This is a genomic window from Dactylosporangium sp. NPDC050588, from assembly GCF_040654975.1.
GTDB lineage: Bacteria > Actinomycetota > Actinomycetes > Mycobacteriales > Micromonosporaceae > Dactylosporangium > Dactylosporangium maewongense.
On the sequence record NZ_JBFAJA010000029.1, the window covers coordinates 104,762 to 120,686 of the forward strand.

The 15,925-nt window shown below is 72.5% G+C and carries 16 protein-coding genes; 9 read left to right on the top strand and 7 right to left on the bottom strand.

Annotated elements, in window-relative coordinates; translation table 11 throughout:
• Positions 1 to 60 precede the first annotated feature (60 nt).
• The 3 genes from AB0I21_RS21820 (at position 61) to AB0I21_RS21830 (ending at position 2,041) form a co-directional block, all read left to right on the top strand.
• Positions 61 to 186, top strand: coding sequence for a hypothetical protein (locus AB0I21_RS21820; protein WP_344506109.1), 126 nt, complete (start codon positions 61 to 63; stop codon positions 184 to 186).
• A gap of 61 nt (positions 187 to 247) precedes the next feature.
• Positions 248 to 1,471 carry an LCP family protein gene (locus tag AB0I21_RS21825; protein WP_360563613.1) on the top strand — a complete coding sequence of 408 codons (1,224 nt, stop codon included), beginning with the start codon at positions 248 to 250 and terminating at the stop codon, positions 1,469 to 1,471.
• Positions 1,472 to 1,918: 447 nt separating this feature from the next.
• Positions 1,919 to 2,041: a hypothetical protein gene (locus AB0I21_RS21830; RefSeq protein ID WP_360563615.1), complete on the top strand. Its 123-nt coding sequence runs from the start codon at positions 1,919 to 1,921 to the stop codon at positions 2,039 to 2,041.
• Between the two features lie 894 nt (positions 2,042 to 2,935).
• On the opposite strand, the gene AB0I21_RS21835 is transcribed toward AB0I21_RS21830, so the two are convergent.
• On the bottom strand, positions 2,936 to 5,260 hold the full coding sequence (locus tag AB0I21_RS21835; protein WP_360563616.1) for a M28 family peptidase: 2,325 nt from the start codon (positions 5,258 to 5,260) through the stop codon (positions 2,936 to 2,938).
• 152 nt (positions 5,261 to 5,412) lie between these two features.
• Here AB0I21_RS21835 and AB0I21_RS21840 point away from each other — a divergent pair, with 152 nt between their 5' ends.
• Positions 5,413 to 5,793, top strand: a complete 381-nt coding sequence (locus AB0I21_RS21840) for a DUF6401 family natural product biosynthesis protein (RefSeq protein ID WP_360563618.1) — start codon at positions 5,413 to 5,415, stop codon at positions 5,791 to 5,793.
• A 48-nt stretch (positions 5,794 to 5,841) separates the two neighbouring features.
• Positions 5,842 to 6,438: a hypothetical protein gene (locus AB0I21_RS21845; RefSeq protein ID WP_360563620.1), complete on the top strand. Its 597-nt coding sequence runs from the start codon at positions 5,842 to 5,844 to the stop codon at positions 6,436 to 6,438.
• Here AB0I21_RS21845 and AB0I21_RS21850 read toward each other — a convergent pair.
• The 3 genes from AB0I21_RS21850 to AB0I21_RS21860 are packed head-to-tail and all read right to left on the bottom strand — an operon-like array spanning position 6,435 to position 7,556.
• A complete protein-coding gene (locus AB0I21_RS21850) occupies positions 6,435 to 6,713 on the bottom strand; it encodes a Smr/MutS family protein (RefSeq protein ID WP_360563622.1) in 279 nt (92 codons plus the stop codon). The two genes, AB0I21_RS21845 and AB0I21_RS21850, sit on opposite strands and share 4 nt — an antisense overlap.
• Positions 6,714 to 6,717: 4 nt before the next feature.
• The gene (locus AB0I21_RS21855; RefSeq protein WP_360563624.1) at positions 6,718 to 7,104 is read right to left on the bottom strand and encodes a rhodanese-like domain-containing protein; all 387 of its coding nucleotides are present in this window, start codon (positions 7,102 to 7,104) and stop codon (positions 6,718 to 6,720) included.
• A complete protein-coding gene (locus AB0I21_RS21860) occupies positions 7,101 to 7,556 on the bottom strand; it encodes a cysteine dioxygenase family protein (RefSeq protein WP_360563625.1) in 456 nt (151 codons plus the stop codon). The genes AB0I21_RS21855 and AB0I21_RS21860 overlap by 4 nt, the downstream gene beginning before the upstream one ends.
• Positions 7,557 to 7,700: 144 nt before the next feature.
• On the opposite strand from AB0I21_RS21860, the gene AB0I21_RS21865 reads away from it, so the two are divergent.
• Positions 7,701 to 8,654 carry an ATP-binding cassette domain-containing protein gene (locus AB0I21_RS21865; RefSeq protein WP_344506117.1) on the top strand — a complete coding sequence of 318 codons (954 nt, stop codon included), beginning with the start codon at positions 7,701 to 7,703 and terminating at the stop codon, positions 8,652 to 8,654.
• Positions 8,651 to 9,442, top strand: coding sequence for an ABC transporter permease (locus AB0I21_RS21870; RefSeq protein ID WP_344506118.1), 792 nt, complete (start codon positions 8,651 to 8,653; stop codon positions 9,440 to 9,442). Before AB0I21_RS21865 ends, AB0I21_RS21870 begins: the two co-directional genes overlap by 4 nt.
• Here the strand turns inward: AB0I21_RS21870 and AB0I21_RS21875 are convergent.
• From AB0I21_RS21875 to AB0I21_RS21885, 3 genes are all read right to left on the bottom strand, one after another.
• Positions 9,424 to 12,525, bottom strand: coding sequence for a BTAD domain-containing putative transcriptional regulator (locus AB0I21_RS21875; protein ID WP_360563627.1), 3,102 nt, complete (start codon positions 12,523 to 12,525; stop codon positions 9,424 to 9,426). The genes AB0I21_RS21870 and AB0I21_RS21875 overlap by 19 nt on opposite strands.
• Before the next feature lie 59 nt (positions 12,526 to 12,584).
• Entirely contained in the window at positions 12,585 to 13,619 is a 1,035-nt protein-coding gene (locus AB0I21_RS21880) for a S1 family peptidase (protein WP_360563629.1), read from the bottom strand.
• Between the two features lie 115 nt (positions 13,620 to 13,734).
• On the bottom strand, positions 13,735 to 14,523 hold the full coding sequence (locus tag AB0I21_RS21885) for a phosphatase (RefSeq protein ID WP_344506121.1): 789 nt from the start codon (positions 14,521 to 14,523) through the stop codon (positions 13,735 to 13,737).
• A 60-nt stretch (positions 14,524 to 14,583) separates the two neighbouring features.
• Between AB0I21_RS21885 and AB0I21_RS21890 the strand changes: the two genes are divergently transcribed.
• Both AB0I21_RS21890 and AB0I21_RS21895 read left to right on the top strand, forming a co-directional pair.
• Entirely contained in the window at positions 14,584 to 15,225 is a 642-nt protein-coding gene (locus AB0I21_RS21890; protein ID WP_360563631.1) for a hypothetical protein, read from the top strand.
• A 162-nt stretch (positions 15,226 to 15,387) separates the two neighbouring features.
• On the top strand, positions 15,388 to 15,798 hold the full coding sequence (locus tag AB0I21_RS21895) for a hypothetical protein (RefSeq protein ID WP_360563633.1): 411 nt from the start codon (positions 15,388 to 15,390) through the stop codon (positions 15,796 to 15,798).
• The last annotated feature ends 127 nt before the right edge of the window (positions 15,799 to 15,925 follow it).

Below are 15,925 nucleotides of genomic sequence, written 5' to 3' on the forward strand. Positions count from 1 at the left end.
GCAAACCTGTTCACGGTGTACCTACCGTTTGAGTCACCACACCGCAACAGGAGGCCCCCGATGACCACCCCGACGCCGACCACGACCCGCAAGCTCACCAACCTCGACAGCGAGCAGGGCATGCTCGTGTTCCTCGCCGCGCTCGTGCTGCTCAGCGTGATCGGCGTGTTCGTCGTCGGCGGCTGACCGGTTCCTGTCTTTTCGTGGAAACTGCAATCAGCGGGACCCTTCATTCCGTCATGGGGGTATGACCTCCGACGCCTCGCTCGAACAGGAGCTGCGGGACGTGTTCCAACGCCACGAGCATCTCGCCGACGACCCGGCCTTCTCGCTGCGGCGTTCCCGCAAGGATCCGTGGTGGGCGCGCTCGCTGGTGGTGGCGGGCGCGCTCATGATGATCGTCGCGGGCGGCGCGTTCGTGGCGAAGGACGCCGTGATCGGCTACGCCACGAGCAACGTCAAGCAGGAGGACCTGATCGTCTCGGCCGCCGAGCAGCAGGGCCGCCACGTCACGATCAGCGGCGCGAAGAACATCCTGCTCATGGGCATCGACCCCCGCCCCGGCCAGGACGAGTCCGAGGCGATCCGCTCCGACTCGATCATCATCCTGCACATCCCGGCCTCGCACGACTCCGCGTACCTGGTCTCGATCCCGCGCGACACCTGGGTGAAGATCCCCAAGTTCGACAACGGCAAGCATTCGTACGCCGGCGGCCACGACAAGATCAATGGCGCCTTCGCCATCGGTGGCCTCGACACCACGGGCAAGGAGCAGCGCAAGTTCGGCGTCACCCTCCTCGCCGACACGATCAAGGAGAACTGGGGCGTCACCTTCGACGCCGCCGCCATCATCGACTTCACCGGCTTCCAGAACGTCGTCAACGTCCTCGGCGGCGTCGACATGTACGTCGATCAGGAGGTCAAGTCGGTCCACATCGGCCACGACGCCAAGGGCGAGACCAAGGTCCCCTACCTCCAGCGCGACAACGGCACCGGCGGCACCACCCTCATCCCGATCTCCGGTGTCACCCCGCAGACGTACCACGTCGGCTTCCAGCACCTGGAGCCCTGGCAGGCGCTCGACTACGTCCGCCAGCGCGAGACCCTCCCGAACAGCGACTACGACCGCCAGCGGCACCAGCAGCAGTTCATCAAGGCCCTGTTCAAGCAGATCCTCAGCAAGGACGTCCTCACCGACCCCGTCAAGCTCAAGAAGATCCTCGACGTCATCGGCCAGTCCATGACCATCGACTCCGGCGGCATCGGCCTCGACGACTGGATCTTCGCCATGAAGGGCATCACCGGCGACAACCTGCTGACCGTCAAGACGAACAACGGCACCTTCTTCTCGTCCCCGCAGAACCCCGCCGCCGAAGCCCTGGACCCCACCACCCTCGCCCTGCTCGACGCGATCCGCACCAACACCGTCCAGGACTTCATGTCCCAGCACACCGCCCTGATCTCCAGCTGACCGTCCTGCCGCCCCACCGCTGCCGCGGCGGGTCCCGGCGGGGATTGCGCGTGCACACCGCAGCCGGTGGCCGGCCTTGCGGGTGCGGGCCGTTCACGGAGACGGATGGCGCCCGGGCCCGGGCTCATGATCAAAGGACGGATCCGGCGACGCCGACAGCCAGAACCGTCCTTCGATCAAGCTGGGTCCGCGAAGACCGGCATCCGGAGCGCGACGCCACCCAGCCCGACGCTCGACAATCGAAGCGTGGCGATGGTGGAGCTCGGGGCGGAACACGGACCAGATGCGGCCTCAACCGCGGAGTTGATGCTGCATGGCAGGTGTACGCCCCTGTCGCACAGATGGCGGGCGAGCGTGGACGGCCCTTCCCTGAGGACGGCGGTCGAGCGGAAGTTGGTGATCCGGTCGAGAGGAGCCGCACTGACCTTGGGGCCGGGCTGCGGCTCGATGCGCGAGCTGGCACCGGGGGAGTGGCTGCGTGGCGGACGGGGCCAGATCGCGGTGGTGGCGGTGTCACCTTCCGTCCTGGACTGGCTGCCGACGACGCCGGCCGAGCAGATAGCCCCCTGAGGGCGCGGGCGGGCTGCTGGGACAAGGGAGGGAGAGCGGCCGGAGGGTTGGACGTGGTGATGGCCGCTGCGGGCTTGCTGGGTGGCTGCCGACGATGCGGGCGGGAGCTGGCAGCACCTGAGGGAACACGGGCGACCAGGACCGTGATGGCGGTGGCTGTCTGTTCGTAGAAGCGGTTGCAGAAGGCTGCCGGCAGGGGGTGTCCAGGCCTCGTCGCTGCCATCGACCAGAGCGGAGTTTCAGGGCACCGGGGCTGGTGGACAGGGAGAGGCGGGGCGGAGTTCGCGGTAGTGGGTGGCGGCTCGCTGGCTGGAGTGGCCGTTGACGATGTCGGCGGGCTGTGGGTGCCCCCGTGGAGGGGGCTGTGGGAGGAAGCGGCCGGTTGTCGGGGTGGCTGTTGAAGGTGCCGGGCCGGGGGTCGAGGGCTCGTCGCTGCCAATCGAGCAGGCGGAGTTCAGGGGAGCCGAGCGCCGGCCGGGCAGAGAGGGGGCGGGGTTCGTGGCGGTGGAGCGATTGGTGGAGTGGCCGCCGAACGATGCTGGGGGAAGTGGCGGTGGCGCCGGGCAGGGTGTTGAGGGCGTAGCTGGTGTCGATCGCGTGGTGCGTCAGGTCTCCGAGGAGAGCGGGTGGCCTCCATGGCGGTGGTGTTACCGCCCTTGCCGGAGTGGTGCCGGGCGTGGGCGGGCTGGGCGAAGGCGGGGCAGGGCAGGGCAGGTTCAGTGGAGCGGACCCTGTGGGACCGGACGGGGGTGCGTGTCGGACAGGACGGCCCCGCCGGCGGTGGAGGGCGGATCGTCGGGGCGGCGACGGGCGTGGTTGATGGAGTGGTGGTTGGCGAGGTCGGTGGGAGGTGGTGGCCGCCCCCAGCAAAGAAGGGCGGCCACGGGGGTTGGGTCAGATGGTGGTGGTGGCGGCGACGGCGGTGAGCTCGCTGGAGTGGCTGCCGAAGATGCCGACGGTCGGTGGGCGGGGGGTGAAGCCCGGCAGGGTGTCGAGGCCGTCGCTGCCGTCGACCAGGCGGAGCTTCAGAGGGCCTGAGCCCTGCAGGACGAGGGTGACCTCGATGCCGTCGGTGGGCGGGCCGTGGAAGACGACGCCGAAGCGGTTCTGGTCGGGGAGGAACGGGACGGCGTCGCGGCCGGCGACCGTGGCCTGCTGGACGCGGTGGGAGCCCGGCTCGGCGTAGAAGGAGACGAAGCGGACGGGGCGCTGGGAGGCGAGGCGGAAGGTGACGGTGCGGCGGTCGCCGGTGGTCGTGTCGGACAGGACGGTGGCGGTGGGGGCGGGCAGCGGGGCGGCCTCCGCCGGGCCGGTGGACAGCTCGCCGGCGGGCAGGACGGGGAAGAGCTCGTCGAGGGAGCGGTGGTCGCGGACATACCGCGAGGTCCAGGCCCCCGGGGACTGCTCCAGGCTGACCCACTGGGCGGTGCCGGTGTCGCGGTCCAGGGCGTACATGAGGTGGGTCGGCTCGGGGTGTGTGGCGTCGAAACGGTCGGCGACCATCCCGGTCGTGGTGCAGACGAGCGCGACCACGAGCGCCGCGAGCGCGGGGGTGGCGCCGAGCAGGCGGTGCCGGTCGGCATCGGCGGGGCGGAAGAGGGGCTCCAGGGCGGGCAGGGCGGCGAGGCCGAGCAGGGCGGCGAAGAGCCCGGGGGCGGCGCCGGTCGCGAGGCCCAGGGCGGGGAAGAAGAGGGCGACGGTCGGAGCGAGGATCAGCACGGCGACGCCCGCGCCGGCGGTGAGGACGGCGGTCGCGAGCCACGGGCGCGGCACGTGCAGCGCGGCGATGCCCGCGAGGGCGCCGAACAGGGCCGGCAGCGCCACCAGGTAGGAGCCGCCGGGGATCGCCGCGGCGAAGACCAGGCCGAGCACGGCGAGCAGGCCGAGGGCGCCGGTGAACAGCGGGACGGGGCCCAGCCGGCGGCGGCTCAGCGCATACCAGCCGAGCAGGACGGCGGCGGTGAGCGCGACGACGCCGAAGCGGAACCAGGTGGGCCGGGCCGGGTCGAGCAGCTCGCCATAGCCGGGGCGCAGCGCGACCAGCAGCGTCCACAGCAGCTGGGCGGCGACCGCGACCGCGATGAGCGGCACGAGGGCGAGGCCGAGACCGGCGAGGCTGCGGGGGACCGAGGTGAGGCCACGGCGGCGGGCCAGGAACACCAGGGCGGCGACGGCGAGCAGGGCGAGGACGGCGATCGGCCAGGTGAGGGCCGCCGGGTAGCGCACCAGCAGGCCCGCGAACGGGAAATACACCGCGTCGCCGGCGGCGGGGCGCAGCAGCGGCGGGAGGTCGGCGGCGCCGAGGGCGCGGGCGAGGGCGAGCGCGTTGTCGCCGTGGTGCTGGAGGCTGGCCCGGTTCATCGTCGAGGGCCGGTCGAACGGGCTGTGGTAGACGCTGGAGCCGTCGATGTAGGCCGTGTTGAGGCCGGTGAACCGCGACTGCGCCAGGAACGGGGTGAAGTCGGTGTCGTTGGACAGCAGCCGGTAGACCTCGACGGCGAGGCTGGTGCCGACCGGGTGCGGGGTGCGGGCATAGACGTCGATGAGGTCGGCGTTGCCCACGGAGGTCTGGAACATGACGGCGGGGCCGCTGCTGCCGCGGGCCTCGAAGTTGAGCACGACGGAGGGCTTCTGGCCGAGGGGGTGCCGGCTGACGAACGCCTCGGCGCCGCACAGGCAGGCCTCCTCGGCGTCGGTGAACAGGAACACGACGTCGTTGCGCGGCGGGGCGCCGGACGTCAGGGCCCGGGCGACCTCGAGCAGGGTGCTGCTGCCGGCGCCGTCGTCGTTGGCGCCGAAGCTGACCTGGACGGAGTCGTAGTGCGCCATGAGGACGACCTGGCCGGTGGAGGCGGAGCCGGGCAGGACCGCGACGACGTTGCGCACGCGGGCCATGCCGCCGTCGCCGAACTTGCCGGCGTTGACCCCCACGGTGTCCTGCACCTCGGGGCGCAGGCCATAGCCGGTGAGGGTCGTGACGATGTGCTCGCGGACCCGGTCGGCGGCGGGGCTGCCGGTGACGTGCACCTCCTGGCCGATCCGCTCGACGTGGGTGAACGCGCGGGCGGCGGAGAAGTCACCGGCGGGTGCGGAGGCGGACCGGGGCGCCGGCGGCTGGACGTCGGCGATGCCGAGGACGGCGAGCAGGGCCAGGACCGCGAGGGCCGCCGCGGCCGTGATGGGTCGCCGCGGCGGTGCGGCGAAGCTTCGGTCGGACAAGGTGTGCCTCCTGTGGGGTGAGCACATTCTGCACGCCCCCACCGACAAAAAACCGCCTGCGGCGACCCGAACGGAGTGCAGTGGGTCATGAACGGGTGCCGGATGGTTGTTGGGGGTCCGGAAGCCCTCCGGACTGCCTAGCGTCATCGTCCATGAACAACGAACTCACCCCCGCCGCCCCGACCGCCTTCGACGCGAGCTACCTCGCCACCGCCGAGCTCGACGCCCGCTTCCACCTCGACCAGGTCATGGCGATGGTCGGCGTCGACGGCCTGGTGGCGGCCCTGGCGCAGCCGTTCCTGCTGGCAAAGGTCGACCAGCACGCCGCCGCGGTCCGGCAGAGCATCACCGCCGCAGGGAAGGCCGTCGACTCGATCTCCCTCGCCGGGTACGCCCGGAGCGTCATCGCCGTCCACCAGCGGCACGGCCGCCCCCTGCCGACCCCGGAGACCATCGACTGGCAGGACGCCGACTGGACGGTCCTGCGCCTGGTGGCGATCTGCTCGCTGGCCGACGCCGTGGACGCGTTCTGAAGCGACCCGGGAGGACAACCGAACCACCCGCACGCGCGTCGATGTGCCATGACACGCCTGCCGTCCCTCGCACTGATCGTCCTGCTCGCCGCCTGTACCCCGGAGACCACCGGTACAGAAGCGCACGAAAGCCCCACACATGCCGCGACCGCCAGCGCAACGGAGCGCCCGAACCCCACGCCGAACGCCTCCACGACGAGGAAGACCGACGGAAGCTGGACGGAACCGACGCAGAAGGTCACCGTCCCGCACGGCCCGGCCGTCCCCCCGGTGCCGGTCCTGGTCGAGGTGCGCACCGGTGACCACGTCGGCGACGGCTACGAGCGGATCACGTTCGCGTTCAGGGGCCCGCTTCCCTCGTACAGCTTCCAGATCGTGCGCCAGGTGGTGCGGGACGGATCCGGAGACCCCGTCACCCTGCCCGGCACCACGAAACTGAGCATCGTCTTCACCCCGGCGCGCAGCGAGGCCGGCACCGGCCCGCGCGACGTCGGCTACCGCCGCCTGCGGGGCTACGAGCAGGTCGGCGACTACGAGGGCTACGTCAGCTACGGCCTCGGCGTCGAGGGCGCCGCGCAGGTCCGGTACGGGGAGAGCACCCGTCCGGACGGGACGAACGTGGTCGCACTGGACATACGGGTCTAGCGGCGGCCGCGACCCGAGGACTCGTTCCACCGGAAGTGGACGAAGAGCCGGCCGAAGTTGTCGGAGTCCTTCTCCACCCGGTGGTACAGCGCCTTGATCTCGCGCTGGTCGAGGAAGCGCAGGACCCGCTTCTTCAGTGCCCCCGACCCCTTCCCGGGGATGATCTCGACGAGGGTGGCCCGCTTGGCCACCGCCTCGTCGATGATCCCCTTCAACGCGCGGTCGATGTCGCCGCTGCGGTTGAAGATGTCGTGGAGGTCCAGCTTGAGCTTCACGCCCCTAGTCTGACACCGGCCCGCCGGACACCGGCAGCCCAGCACGCTTCCACGCCTGGAAGCCGCCGGTGAGGTCGGTCGCCCGGTGCAGGCCCAGGTCCTGCAGCGAGGCCGCGGCCAGCGAGGACGTGTAGCCCTCGGAGCAGAAGACGACGACGGGCAGGTCGAACCGGTCGGCGATGGGCAGCCGCGCGTCGCTGCGGGGGTCGAAGCGCCACTCCAGGACGTTGCGCTCGACGATCAGCGCGCCGGGGATCTCCCCTTCGAGCGCCCGCTGCGCGGCCGGGCGGATGTCGACGAGGACCGCGTCCCCGGGCACCTCGGCCGGCGTCACCCGGGTCAGCCGCGACCGGGCGGACGCGAGGATCTCGTCGATGGAACGCCCGCTCACCAGTCCGCCCCCGCCTGTTGGATGGCCTCCACACTAAGCCGCCCCTCGTGCAACCGGTAGCGGGTCATCACCGTGAGCGCCGGGCTGTACGCGTGGACGGTGATCGCGGGCCGCGCCCCGGCGTTGACGACCCGGTGCACGTGGTGCGCGCCGAAGCGCCGCCCGGACCCGGCGGACATCGTGGTGTTGAGCAGGGACCCGTCCTGCACCGTCTGCTCGACGACCTCGCCGGACACGACGGTGAACGCACCGGACGACCCGCCGTGGTCGTGCAGGTCGGTGGCCTGCCCGGGCAGCCAGGTGAGCAGCCACACCTCGTGGTCGTCGGCGGCGTACAGCTTGCCGTACCAGCGCTGGCGGGGGTTGAAGCGGGGTTCGAAGGGCCAGGACGCCGGGTCTTCGGCGTGCCAGCGTGCGACGGAGAGCAGGTCCGTCCGGGTCGAGACTGTCATCGCAGATTCTCCAGTATTCGCATCTACTTAGTAGGAATTAGTACCACACCTGATCGCCGTGCGCGACGGGACAGGCGGATGTGCGCGAAATGACAGCGGCGTCAGGCACCCTGGCGGAGGACACACCAAAGGGGGAACACCACCATGACCTTCGCTTTCCAGGCCACCGGCCTGGTCAAGCGCTTCGGCAGCACCACCGCCCTCGCGGGCGTGGACCTCGCCGCCGAGCCGGGCACCGTGCTCGGGGTCCTCGGACCCAACGGCGCCGGCAAGACCACCGCCGTGCGCATCCTCGCCACCCTGCTGCGCCCCGACGCGGGCACCGCGGTCGTCGGCGGGCACGACGTCGTCAAGCGCCCCGCCGAGGTCCGCCGCATCAGCGGGCTGACCGGGCAGTTCGCGTCCGTCGACGAGGACCTGACCGGGACCGAGAACCTGGTCCTCATCGGCCAGCTGCTGGACCTGCGCCGGCGCGACGCGAAGAGCCGCGCGGCCCACCTGCTCGCCGAGTTCGACCTCAGCGAGGCCGCCGACCGGCCGGTCAAGACGTACTCCGGCGGCATGCGGCGCCGGCTCGACCTGGCCGCGAGCCTGGTGGGCCGGCCGGCGATCGTCTACCTGGACGAGCCGACCACCGGCCTCGACCCGGCGAAGCGCGAGGACGTGTGGAACATGGTCCGGGCGCAGGTGCGGGAGGGCACCACGGTGCTGCTGACCACGCAGTACCTGGAGGAGGCCGACGCGCTCGCCGACGAGATCTCCGTGATCGACCACGGCAAGGTCATCGCGCACGGCACGCCGGCACAGCTCAAGCACATCGTCGGCGGCCAGACGATCAGCGTCCGCCCGGCCGACCCGGCGCACCTCGACACGGTCGAGGCGGTCCTCGGGGCGATCTCGAAGGGCCGGGTCGAGTCGCGGGGGCGCGGCGTGCTGTCGGTGCCGGTCGACGACGCCAAGGCGCTCGGCACCGTGGTCCGCCGGCTGGAGGAGGCCGGCATCGACGTCATCGAGCTGTCCCTGCACCTGCCGAGCCTCGACGAGGTCTTCTTCACGCTCACCCGGGGCACGGACAGGAAGCAGGAGGTGGCGGCATGACGACGCTCACGGCCGCGGTGCCGGGACGCCCGTTCGGCCTGGTCAGGCACAGCCTGGTGATGGCGCGGCGCAGCCTCATCAAGACGATGCGCACCCCCGAGCAGCTGCTCGACGTGACGCTCCAGCCGATCATCTTCATCGTCCTGTTCGTGTACCTGCTGGGCGGCGCCATCGCCGGCTCCCGGCACGACTACCTGCAGTTCCTGCTGCCGGCGCTGCTGGTGCAGAACGTGCTCTTCGCGTCGGCGCCGACCGGCGTCAGCCTCAACACCGACATCAAGACCGGCGTGTTCGACCGGTTCCGCAGCCTGCCGATCGGGCGGTCCGCGCCCCTCATCGGCGGCGTGCTCGGCGACATGATCCGGTTCGTGGTGTCGATCGTGGTGATGCTCGGCTTCGGGTATGCCCTGGGCTTCCGCTTCGGGACCAACGCCCTGGCCGTCCTGGCCGGGTGCCTGCTGGTGATGTTCATGGCGTTCAGCTTCAGCTGGATGTTCGTGCTGCTCGGCATGCTGGTCCGGGAGCCCGGCGCGGTACAGGGCCTCGGCTTCGTGATCATGTTTCCGCTGACCTTCGGCACCAACGTGCTCGTGCCGACGAACACGCTCCCCGGCTGGCTGCAGGCGTGGGTGAAGGTCAACCCGGTCGCCGACGCGATGCAGGCGGCCCGCGGGCTGATGGTCGGCGGGCCGGTGCTCGACGCCGTGGTCAAGACCCTGCTGTGGTCGGTGGGCATCCTGGCGGTCTTCGCGCCGCTCGCCGTCCGCGCCTACCGCCGCAAGGCCTGAACCGCCGGCGCGGGGTCCGAGATCAGCGACATCGCCGCGGCGCGGTCCATCTCCGCGCCGCGGCGCACCGCGTCGTCGAACGCGGCGTCGCCGAGGGCCTCGCGCAGCGCCGCCGCCTGCAGCGGCAGGTCCGCGTTGGACAGGTCGTCGCCGCCGCCGATCGCGCGGGCCACCCCGAGCAGCTCGGCGGCGGTCACCGGCAGCCCCGCGGCGGCGGCGAGCGCCGAGCACCCGATCGCGACCTGTGCCACGACTGGCATGTCTCTCGCCGGTACGGCCAGCGAAAGGGCCTCCGACAGCCGTTCCCGGGCCGCCGGCAGGTCCCCGCGCGCCAGGTCGAGCCGGGCCCGGCCGATCAGCAGGATCGCCTGGTACTGCGGCGCGACCAGCGGCGAGTGCTCCTGCTTGCGCCACGCGGTCGTGTAACAGCGCTCCGCCTCGTCGAGGTCCCCGTCGTGGCGGGCCAGGTGGCCGAGCTCCAGCAGCGCGTGGGACGCGTCCCGGGGCAGCACCGTCGGGTCCTCGGTGAAGCGGAGCAGCTCGGCGCGGGCCGCGGCGGGGCCGTCGATGTGGCGGCGCAGCGCGGCGAGCCGGATCCGCTGGTACGCCTCGCTGGTGTGCACGCCGAGCTGGTGATGCAGCTCGATCGACTCGGCGAACAGCGCCGCGGCGGTCGGGTGGTCGCCGCGGCGGGCCCGCGCGTCGGCGATCGACGCGAGCGTCATCGACAGCCCCCACCGCTCGCCGACCTCCCGGAACGCGACCGCGGCCGCCTCCTGCGCGGTGAGCATGCCGGCGATGTCGCCGTCGTTCTCCCGCAGGTGGCCGAGGATCGACAGCAGCATGCCCCGCGACCACGGCTCGACCGGCGCGGCGAGGCGACGCTGGATCGCGGCCTCACCATTGCCGCTGTCGTCGCGGAACATCATCACGACCGGCTCGACGAGGGACACGAACGGGTGGCCGGTGCCCGGCGGCACCCGCGCGGCGAGGGCGATGAGGTCGTCGAGGAGCCCTTCGGCGTACTGGAAGTCCCCGGCGAAGCCGCTGTTGATGACGTACACGGCGAAGACGACGGTGCGCGCGTCCAGCGGCACCTCGGCCGGGTCCTGGCCCGGGACGGCGAGGATCCGGCCGAGCAGGGCCGCGGCCTCCGCGTGGTTGTCCTCGAACGTCCAGAACCAGGCGCACGCCGCCCCGAGCCGGAACGCGGTGACGGCGTCGCCGCTGTCGCAGACGTGGGTGACGGCCGCGTGCAGGTTCGCCCGCTCCGGGCGGAGCCGGGCCAGCCAGTCGACCTGCGCCGCGGTCCGCAGGTGCGGCTCGGCCCGCTCGGCGAGCGCGAGGAAGTGCGCGGCGTGCGCCGACCTGACCTGTCCGGCCCGGCCGGCCCGGGCCAGCTCGTCGAGCGCGAACTCCCGGATCGTCTCCAGCATCCGGTACCGGACGGTGTCGCCCGCCGTGCCGTCGTTGAGGACCTGCAGCAGCGAACGGTCGACCAGGGTGTCCAGGAGCGGCTCGGCGTCCGGTACACCTGCCGCCGCCGCTGCCGCCTCGGCGTCGAACGTGCCGGGGAACACCGCGATGGCGGCGCTGAACTCGCGCTCCGGCTCCTCCAGGAGGTCCCAGCTCCAGGCCACGACCGCGTGCAGGGTGCGGTGCCGCGGCAGCGCGGTGCGGCTGCCGCCGGTCAGCAGCCGGAACCGGTCGTCGAGGCGGGCGGCGAGCTGCTCCGCGGTGAACGACCGCAGCCGGGCGGCGGCGAGCTCGATCGCGAGGGGCAGCCCGTCGAGCCGGCGGCAGATCTCCGCCGCGGCCGGCGTCACCTCGAACCCGGGCCGCACCGCCTCGGCACGGTCCCGCAGCAGCCGCACCGCCGCGTCCGCCGGGAGGGGCCCGACGGGGAACAGCGACTCGCCGAGGATGCCGAGCGGCTCGCGGCTGGTCGCCAGGACGCGCAGCTTCGGGCAGCGGCCGAGCAGGTCCTCGGTGAGCGCGGCGGCGGCGGCCACGACGTGCTCGCAGTTGTCGAGCACGAGCAGCGCGTCGGTCGGCGCGAGCAGCTCCGCGATCCGGCCGGGGACGTCGAGGCGGCGGGCGACCTGCGGCGGCTCGAGCTGCCCGCCGGTGTCCAGGGCGCGCAGGACCGCGGCCGGCACGTCGGCGGCCTCGGCAAGGGGGGCGAGCTCGACCAGCCACACGGTGTGCGGGTCGCGGGCGGCCACGGTCGTCGCCAGCCGGGTCTTGCCGGCGCCGCCGGGCCCGACCAGCGTGACGAGCCGGCGGTCGAGGATCTGCGTGCCGAGCCGGTCGACGTCGTCGTCGCGGCCGACGAAGCTGGTCAGCGGGGTGCGGAGGAGCTCGACGGGCCGGTCGGTGAGGGCCCGCAGGTGCGCCCGGCGCAGCCGCGGCGACGGGTCGACGCCGAGTTCCTCGGCGAGGTGGTGCCGGCACTCCTCGAACGCGGCGAGGGCCTCCGCGCGGCGGCCCTCGGCGTGCAGCGCCTCGACCAGGTGGGCGGCGAGCCGCTCCCGCAGCGGGTGGGCGGCGGTGAGCTCCCGCAGCCGCGCCACCAGCCCGGGTGCGCGCGGGCCGGCGGCCTCGACGTGGTCCTCGATCGCGCTGAGCCGCAGCTCCTCCCAGCGGGCGGCGAGCGCGTCGTCGACGGCCGGCGGGCCCCGCCACAGGTCGAGGGCCTCGGCGAGCAGCGTCGCGGCGCCGGCTGGGTCGCCGTCGCGCAGCTGTGCCTTGCCGGCCGCGGCGAGCCGCTCGAACCGGTAGGCGTCGACGTCGTCGGGGGCGAGGTCCAGCTTGTACCCGCCGGCGCCGGACACCAGCGCCGGGTCGCCGCCGAGGGTCTTGCGCAGCCGCGACACGAGGGACTGCACGGCGTTCGCGGGGTCGGTGGGGGTGGCGTCGGGCCACAGCGCGACCGCGATCCGCTCCACGGACACGAGCCGGCCGGGCTCGCAGGCGAGCCGGATCAGCAGCGTCCGGAGCCTGGCGCCGCCGACGTCGACCGGCTGCCCGCCGACGTCGACCGTCAACGGCCCCAGAATGCCGACCCGCATGCCCACCCGCATGCGCACCACTGTGCCACCCTCCGGGTGGAGGGCGGCACAGGGCTTTTCCCGGGGCGCTTTTAGTACACGCTGACGCCGTACACGCTCAGCGGTTCGGTGACCGGCTGGAAGTACGTGACGCCGCCGCTGCTGCAGTTGCCGCTGCCGCCGGACGTGAGACCCAGCGCGATCGAACCCGCGAACAGCGAGCCGCCGCTGTCACCGGGCTCGGCGCAGACCGTGGTGCGGATCAGGCCGCTGACCTGGCCCTGCGAGTACGTGACGGTCGCGTTGAGCTGCGTCACGGACCCGCTGCGCACGCCGGTGGTGGAGCCGCTGCGGCGCACCGACTGGCCGACGGTCGCGTTGCCCGCGGCCGTGATGTCCTGGAACGAGCCGTTGTACAGCGACACGTTGCCGGGGTGGGCGACACCCGCGGCGTACCGGACGATGCCGTAGTCGTTGCCGGGGAAGCTCGTGCCGGTCCGGGTGCCCAGGACGGAGCCGCCGCTGGTCGTCCAGGTCGAGCCGATGTTGGTGCAGTGGCCCGCGGTCAGGAAGTAGTACGTGCTGCCGCTGACCACGTTGAAGCCGAGCGAGCACCGGGAGCCGCCGGCGTAGATCGCCTGGCCGCCGGAGATGGTCGGCCGCAGCTCAGCGGGGAGCCGCTCGATCGTCGCGCCGCTGCCGAGCGACGCGACGGTCGCCTCGATCGTCTTGACGTGCTCGGGCGACACCGTCGGGTCGATGGAGACGACCACCTGGTTGGCGACCGGGTCGACGGCCCAGGCGGTGCCCGGGATGGAGACCTTCGCGCCGAGCGTCGAGGTGATGCGGGCCAGTTCGACGCCGCTGTGCTTCACCTTGCGGGCGACGGCGCCGGTCGACTCGACGCTCTTGGCGGTGTTGGCGTCGGTGACGGTGACGACCATCTTGCCGAGCTGGGCGTCCCAGTACGAGCCGGCGGTGGCGAGCCCGAGCTGTGAGACGAGCGCTTCGGTGCTGCCGAGCGGCGCGGCCTGGGCCGGTGACGGCATGAGGACCGAGCCTGCGACGAGGGCGGTGCCCGCGGCGATGACCGCGGCGCTACGGAGTCTGGACCTTGTGAGTCTCACGTGAGCCTCCCCTGTATCGGTACCGATGAATATCGGCCGCGACCGATGCTGTCATCGGCAGGGGAGGCGCACAAGAATCTCGTCCAAATTGCCCCATAGCACCCGTGTCATATCACTAAGCGGCTATCCCTTCTAGCAGGTATGCGCTGATCGGCCCGTACAGGTGCGGCTGGACGTTGTCGTCGATCGGCACCGTCACCGAGACCCGCCCCTCGGCCTCGCCCACGAACAGCGCCGGGTCGTTGCTGTCGGCGAACGACACCACGTCGAGCCCCGCCGCGGCGGCCGCGCCGGCGAACCCGTGGTCGGCGAACACCAGGTCCGGCATGGGTTGTCCGGTGCGCTCCAGCTCGCCCAGCATCTCCCGCATCCCGTCCGGGGAGTGCGTGTGCCACATCGCGATGCCCCGCTCCGCGCCCATGGCCACGCCGCCGATGTACCGCACGGCGAGGGGGAACTCGCGGCCGTCGTACCGGCCCGGCCTCGCGAACGGGGCGCCTGCCGCCGGGGTCAGGATCTCGCAACCCGCGGCGCGCAGCGCCACCACGACCGCCAGGTGCACCTCGACGATCCCGGCCGGGTGCCCGGACGCCACCAGGACGCGTTCCTTGCGGTGCGCCGCCTCCCGCAGCCGGTCACGCATCCTGTCCAGCGCGGCCACCGTCTTGTACGGGTCGATCACGTCCGTGCCCGTCGACCGCTCCGGGTCCGGGTCGATGCCGACCCGCTCGGCCATCACGCCGAGCACCTCGGCGAGCGTCCAGGTCTTCAGCGGCGGCAGGCCGAACAGGTAGCCCTCATGTCCGTCGGCGAACGCCGCGGCGTTGCCGTGGTTGGATGCCCGGGTGGTCTCGACATCGCCGGCAAGAAGTGCGTCACGAAGATAACTCACGAGCTCAGGCATGTGACCCATGGTATGCAAGCACCCCTGCGGCGCCGAGGAATGCGGCTTAAGGTCACAGTCATGGCCGACGTGTATCTCGAGGTGACCGACAAGAAGGTGTTCGCGGCTTGCCTGGACTGGCCGGGCTGGGGCCGCTTCGCGAAGACCGAGGACGACGCGCTGGAGGCCCTCGCGGCGTACGGCGCGCGGTACGAGCCGATCGCCACGGCGGCCGGTTACTCGTTCCCCGCCTCGCCGACGTTCAAGGTCGTCGAACGGTGCCCGGGGACCTCCGCCACCCAGTTCGGCGTCCCCGACGCCCACCCCGACGCCGACGGTCGCGCCGTCTCCCGGGCCGTCGCGACCCGGCAGAAGAAGCTGCTCACCGCCGCGTGGGCGGCGTTCGAGGCGTTCTCCGCGACCGCCCCCGCCTCGCTGCGCAAGGGCCCGCGCGGCGGTGGCCGGGACCGCGACAAGATGATCGACCACGTCGTCGGCGCCGAGGCCGGGTACGGTCGCAAGATCGGCATCAAGCATCCGCAGCCGGCGATCACCGACACGGAGGCGATCGCCGCGCTCCGTGAGGACATCCTCACCGTCCTGGGCCGCCCCAGCGACGGCTCGGCGCTGACCGACAACGGCTGGACCAGCCGCTACGCCACCCGCCGCTACGCCTGGCACGTCCTGGACCACCTGTGGGAGATGCAGGACCGGGCCGAGTAGCCGGGGTTTATCCACAGGAAGAAGATCTTGCTTCCGGTGGGTGCCGGGCGGGTTCTACGGTTGGTGCCATGACGGCGCCGGTCTTGCGGTCGCCGGTCTTCCGGTCGGCCTTTTCCGGTCGGCGGCACGGTTGTGGTGGCTCTTCCGGTTGGAGGTGCGGCGGTGACGGTCACGGCTCTTCCGGCTGGCGGCGGCGCGACGGCCGCTGCGGTCACGGTCGACGACGTGTGGCGGGTCCGCGGCGACTGGCGGGCGATGCGCGAGGCGGCGCTGCGGCTGCACGACTCCCGCCGCGCGACCGCCGACGCGGCCGGCGCCGCACCGACCGCTGCCGCCGCGACCGCCGATGCCCTGCGCCGGTCCGCCGCGACGCTGCGCCACGGCCAGGAGCTGCTCACCGCGATCCTGGACCGGCTCGACGTGCCGATGACCCTGCACGAGGACGGCCGCCTGACGTTCTACCCCGCGGACGCCGAGGACCTGGCGTCTCTCCGCCGCGCCGAGCTGGCCGCCCGCGAGATCCAGACCGCCCTGTCCACGATCATCGCCCACCACCGCGCCACCGCCCGTTGACGCCGCCGCGGCCGCCGTCGCCGTCGCTGCCGCCGCCGCGACCGAGCGCCGCCAGGTCGACGGGGCGGTCTTCGCGGAGCTCGGCGTGCCGGACGAACGGGCCCTGGTCGCCGAGATCAGGGCCGGC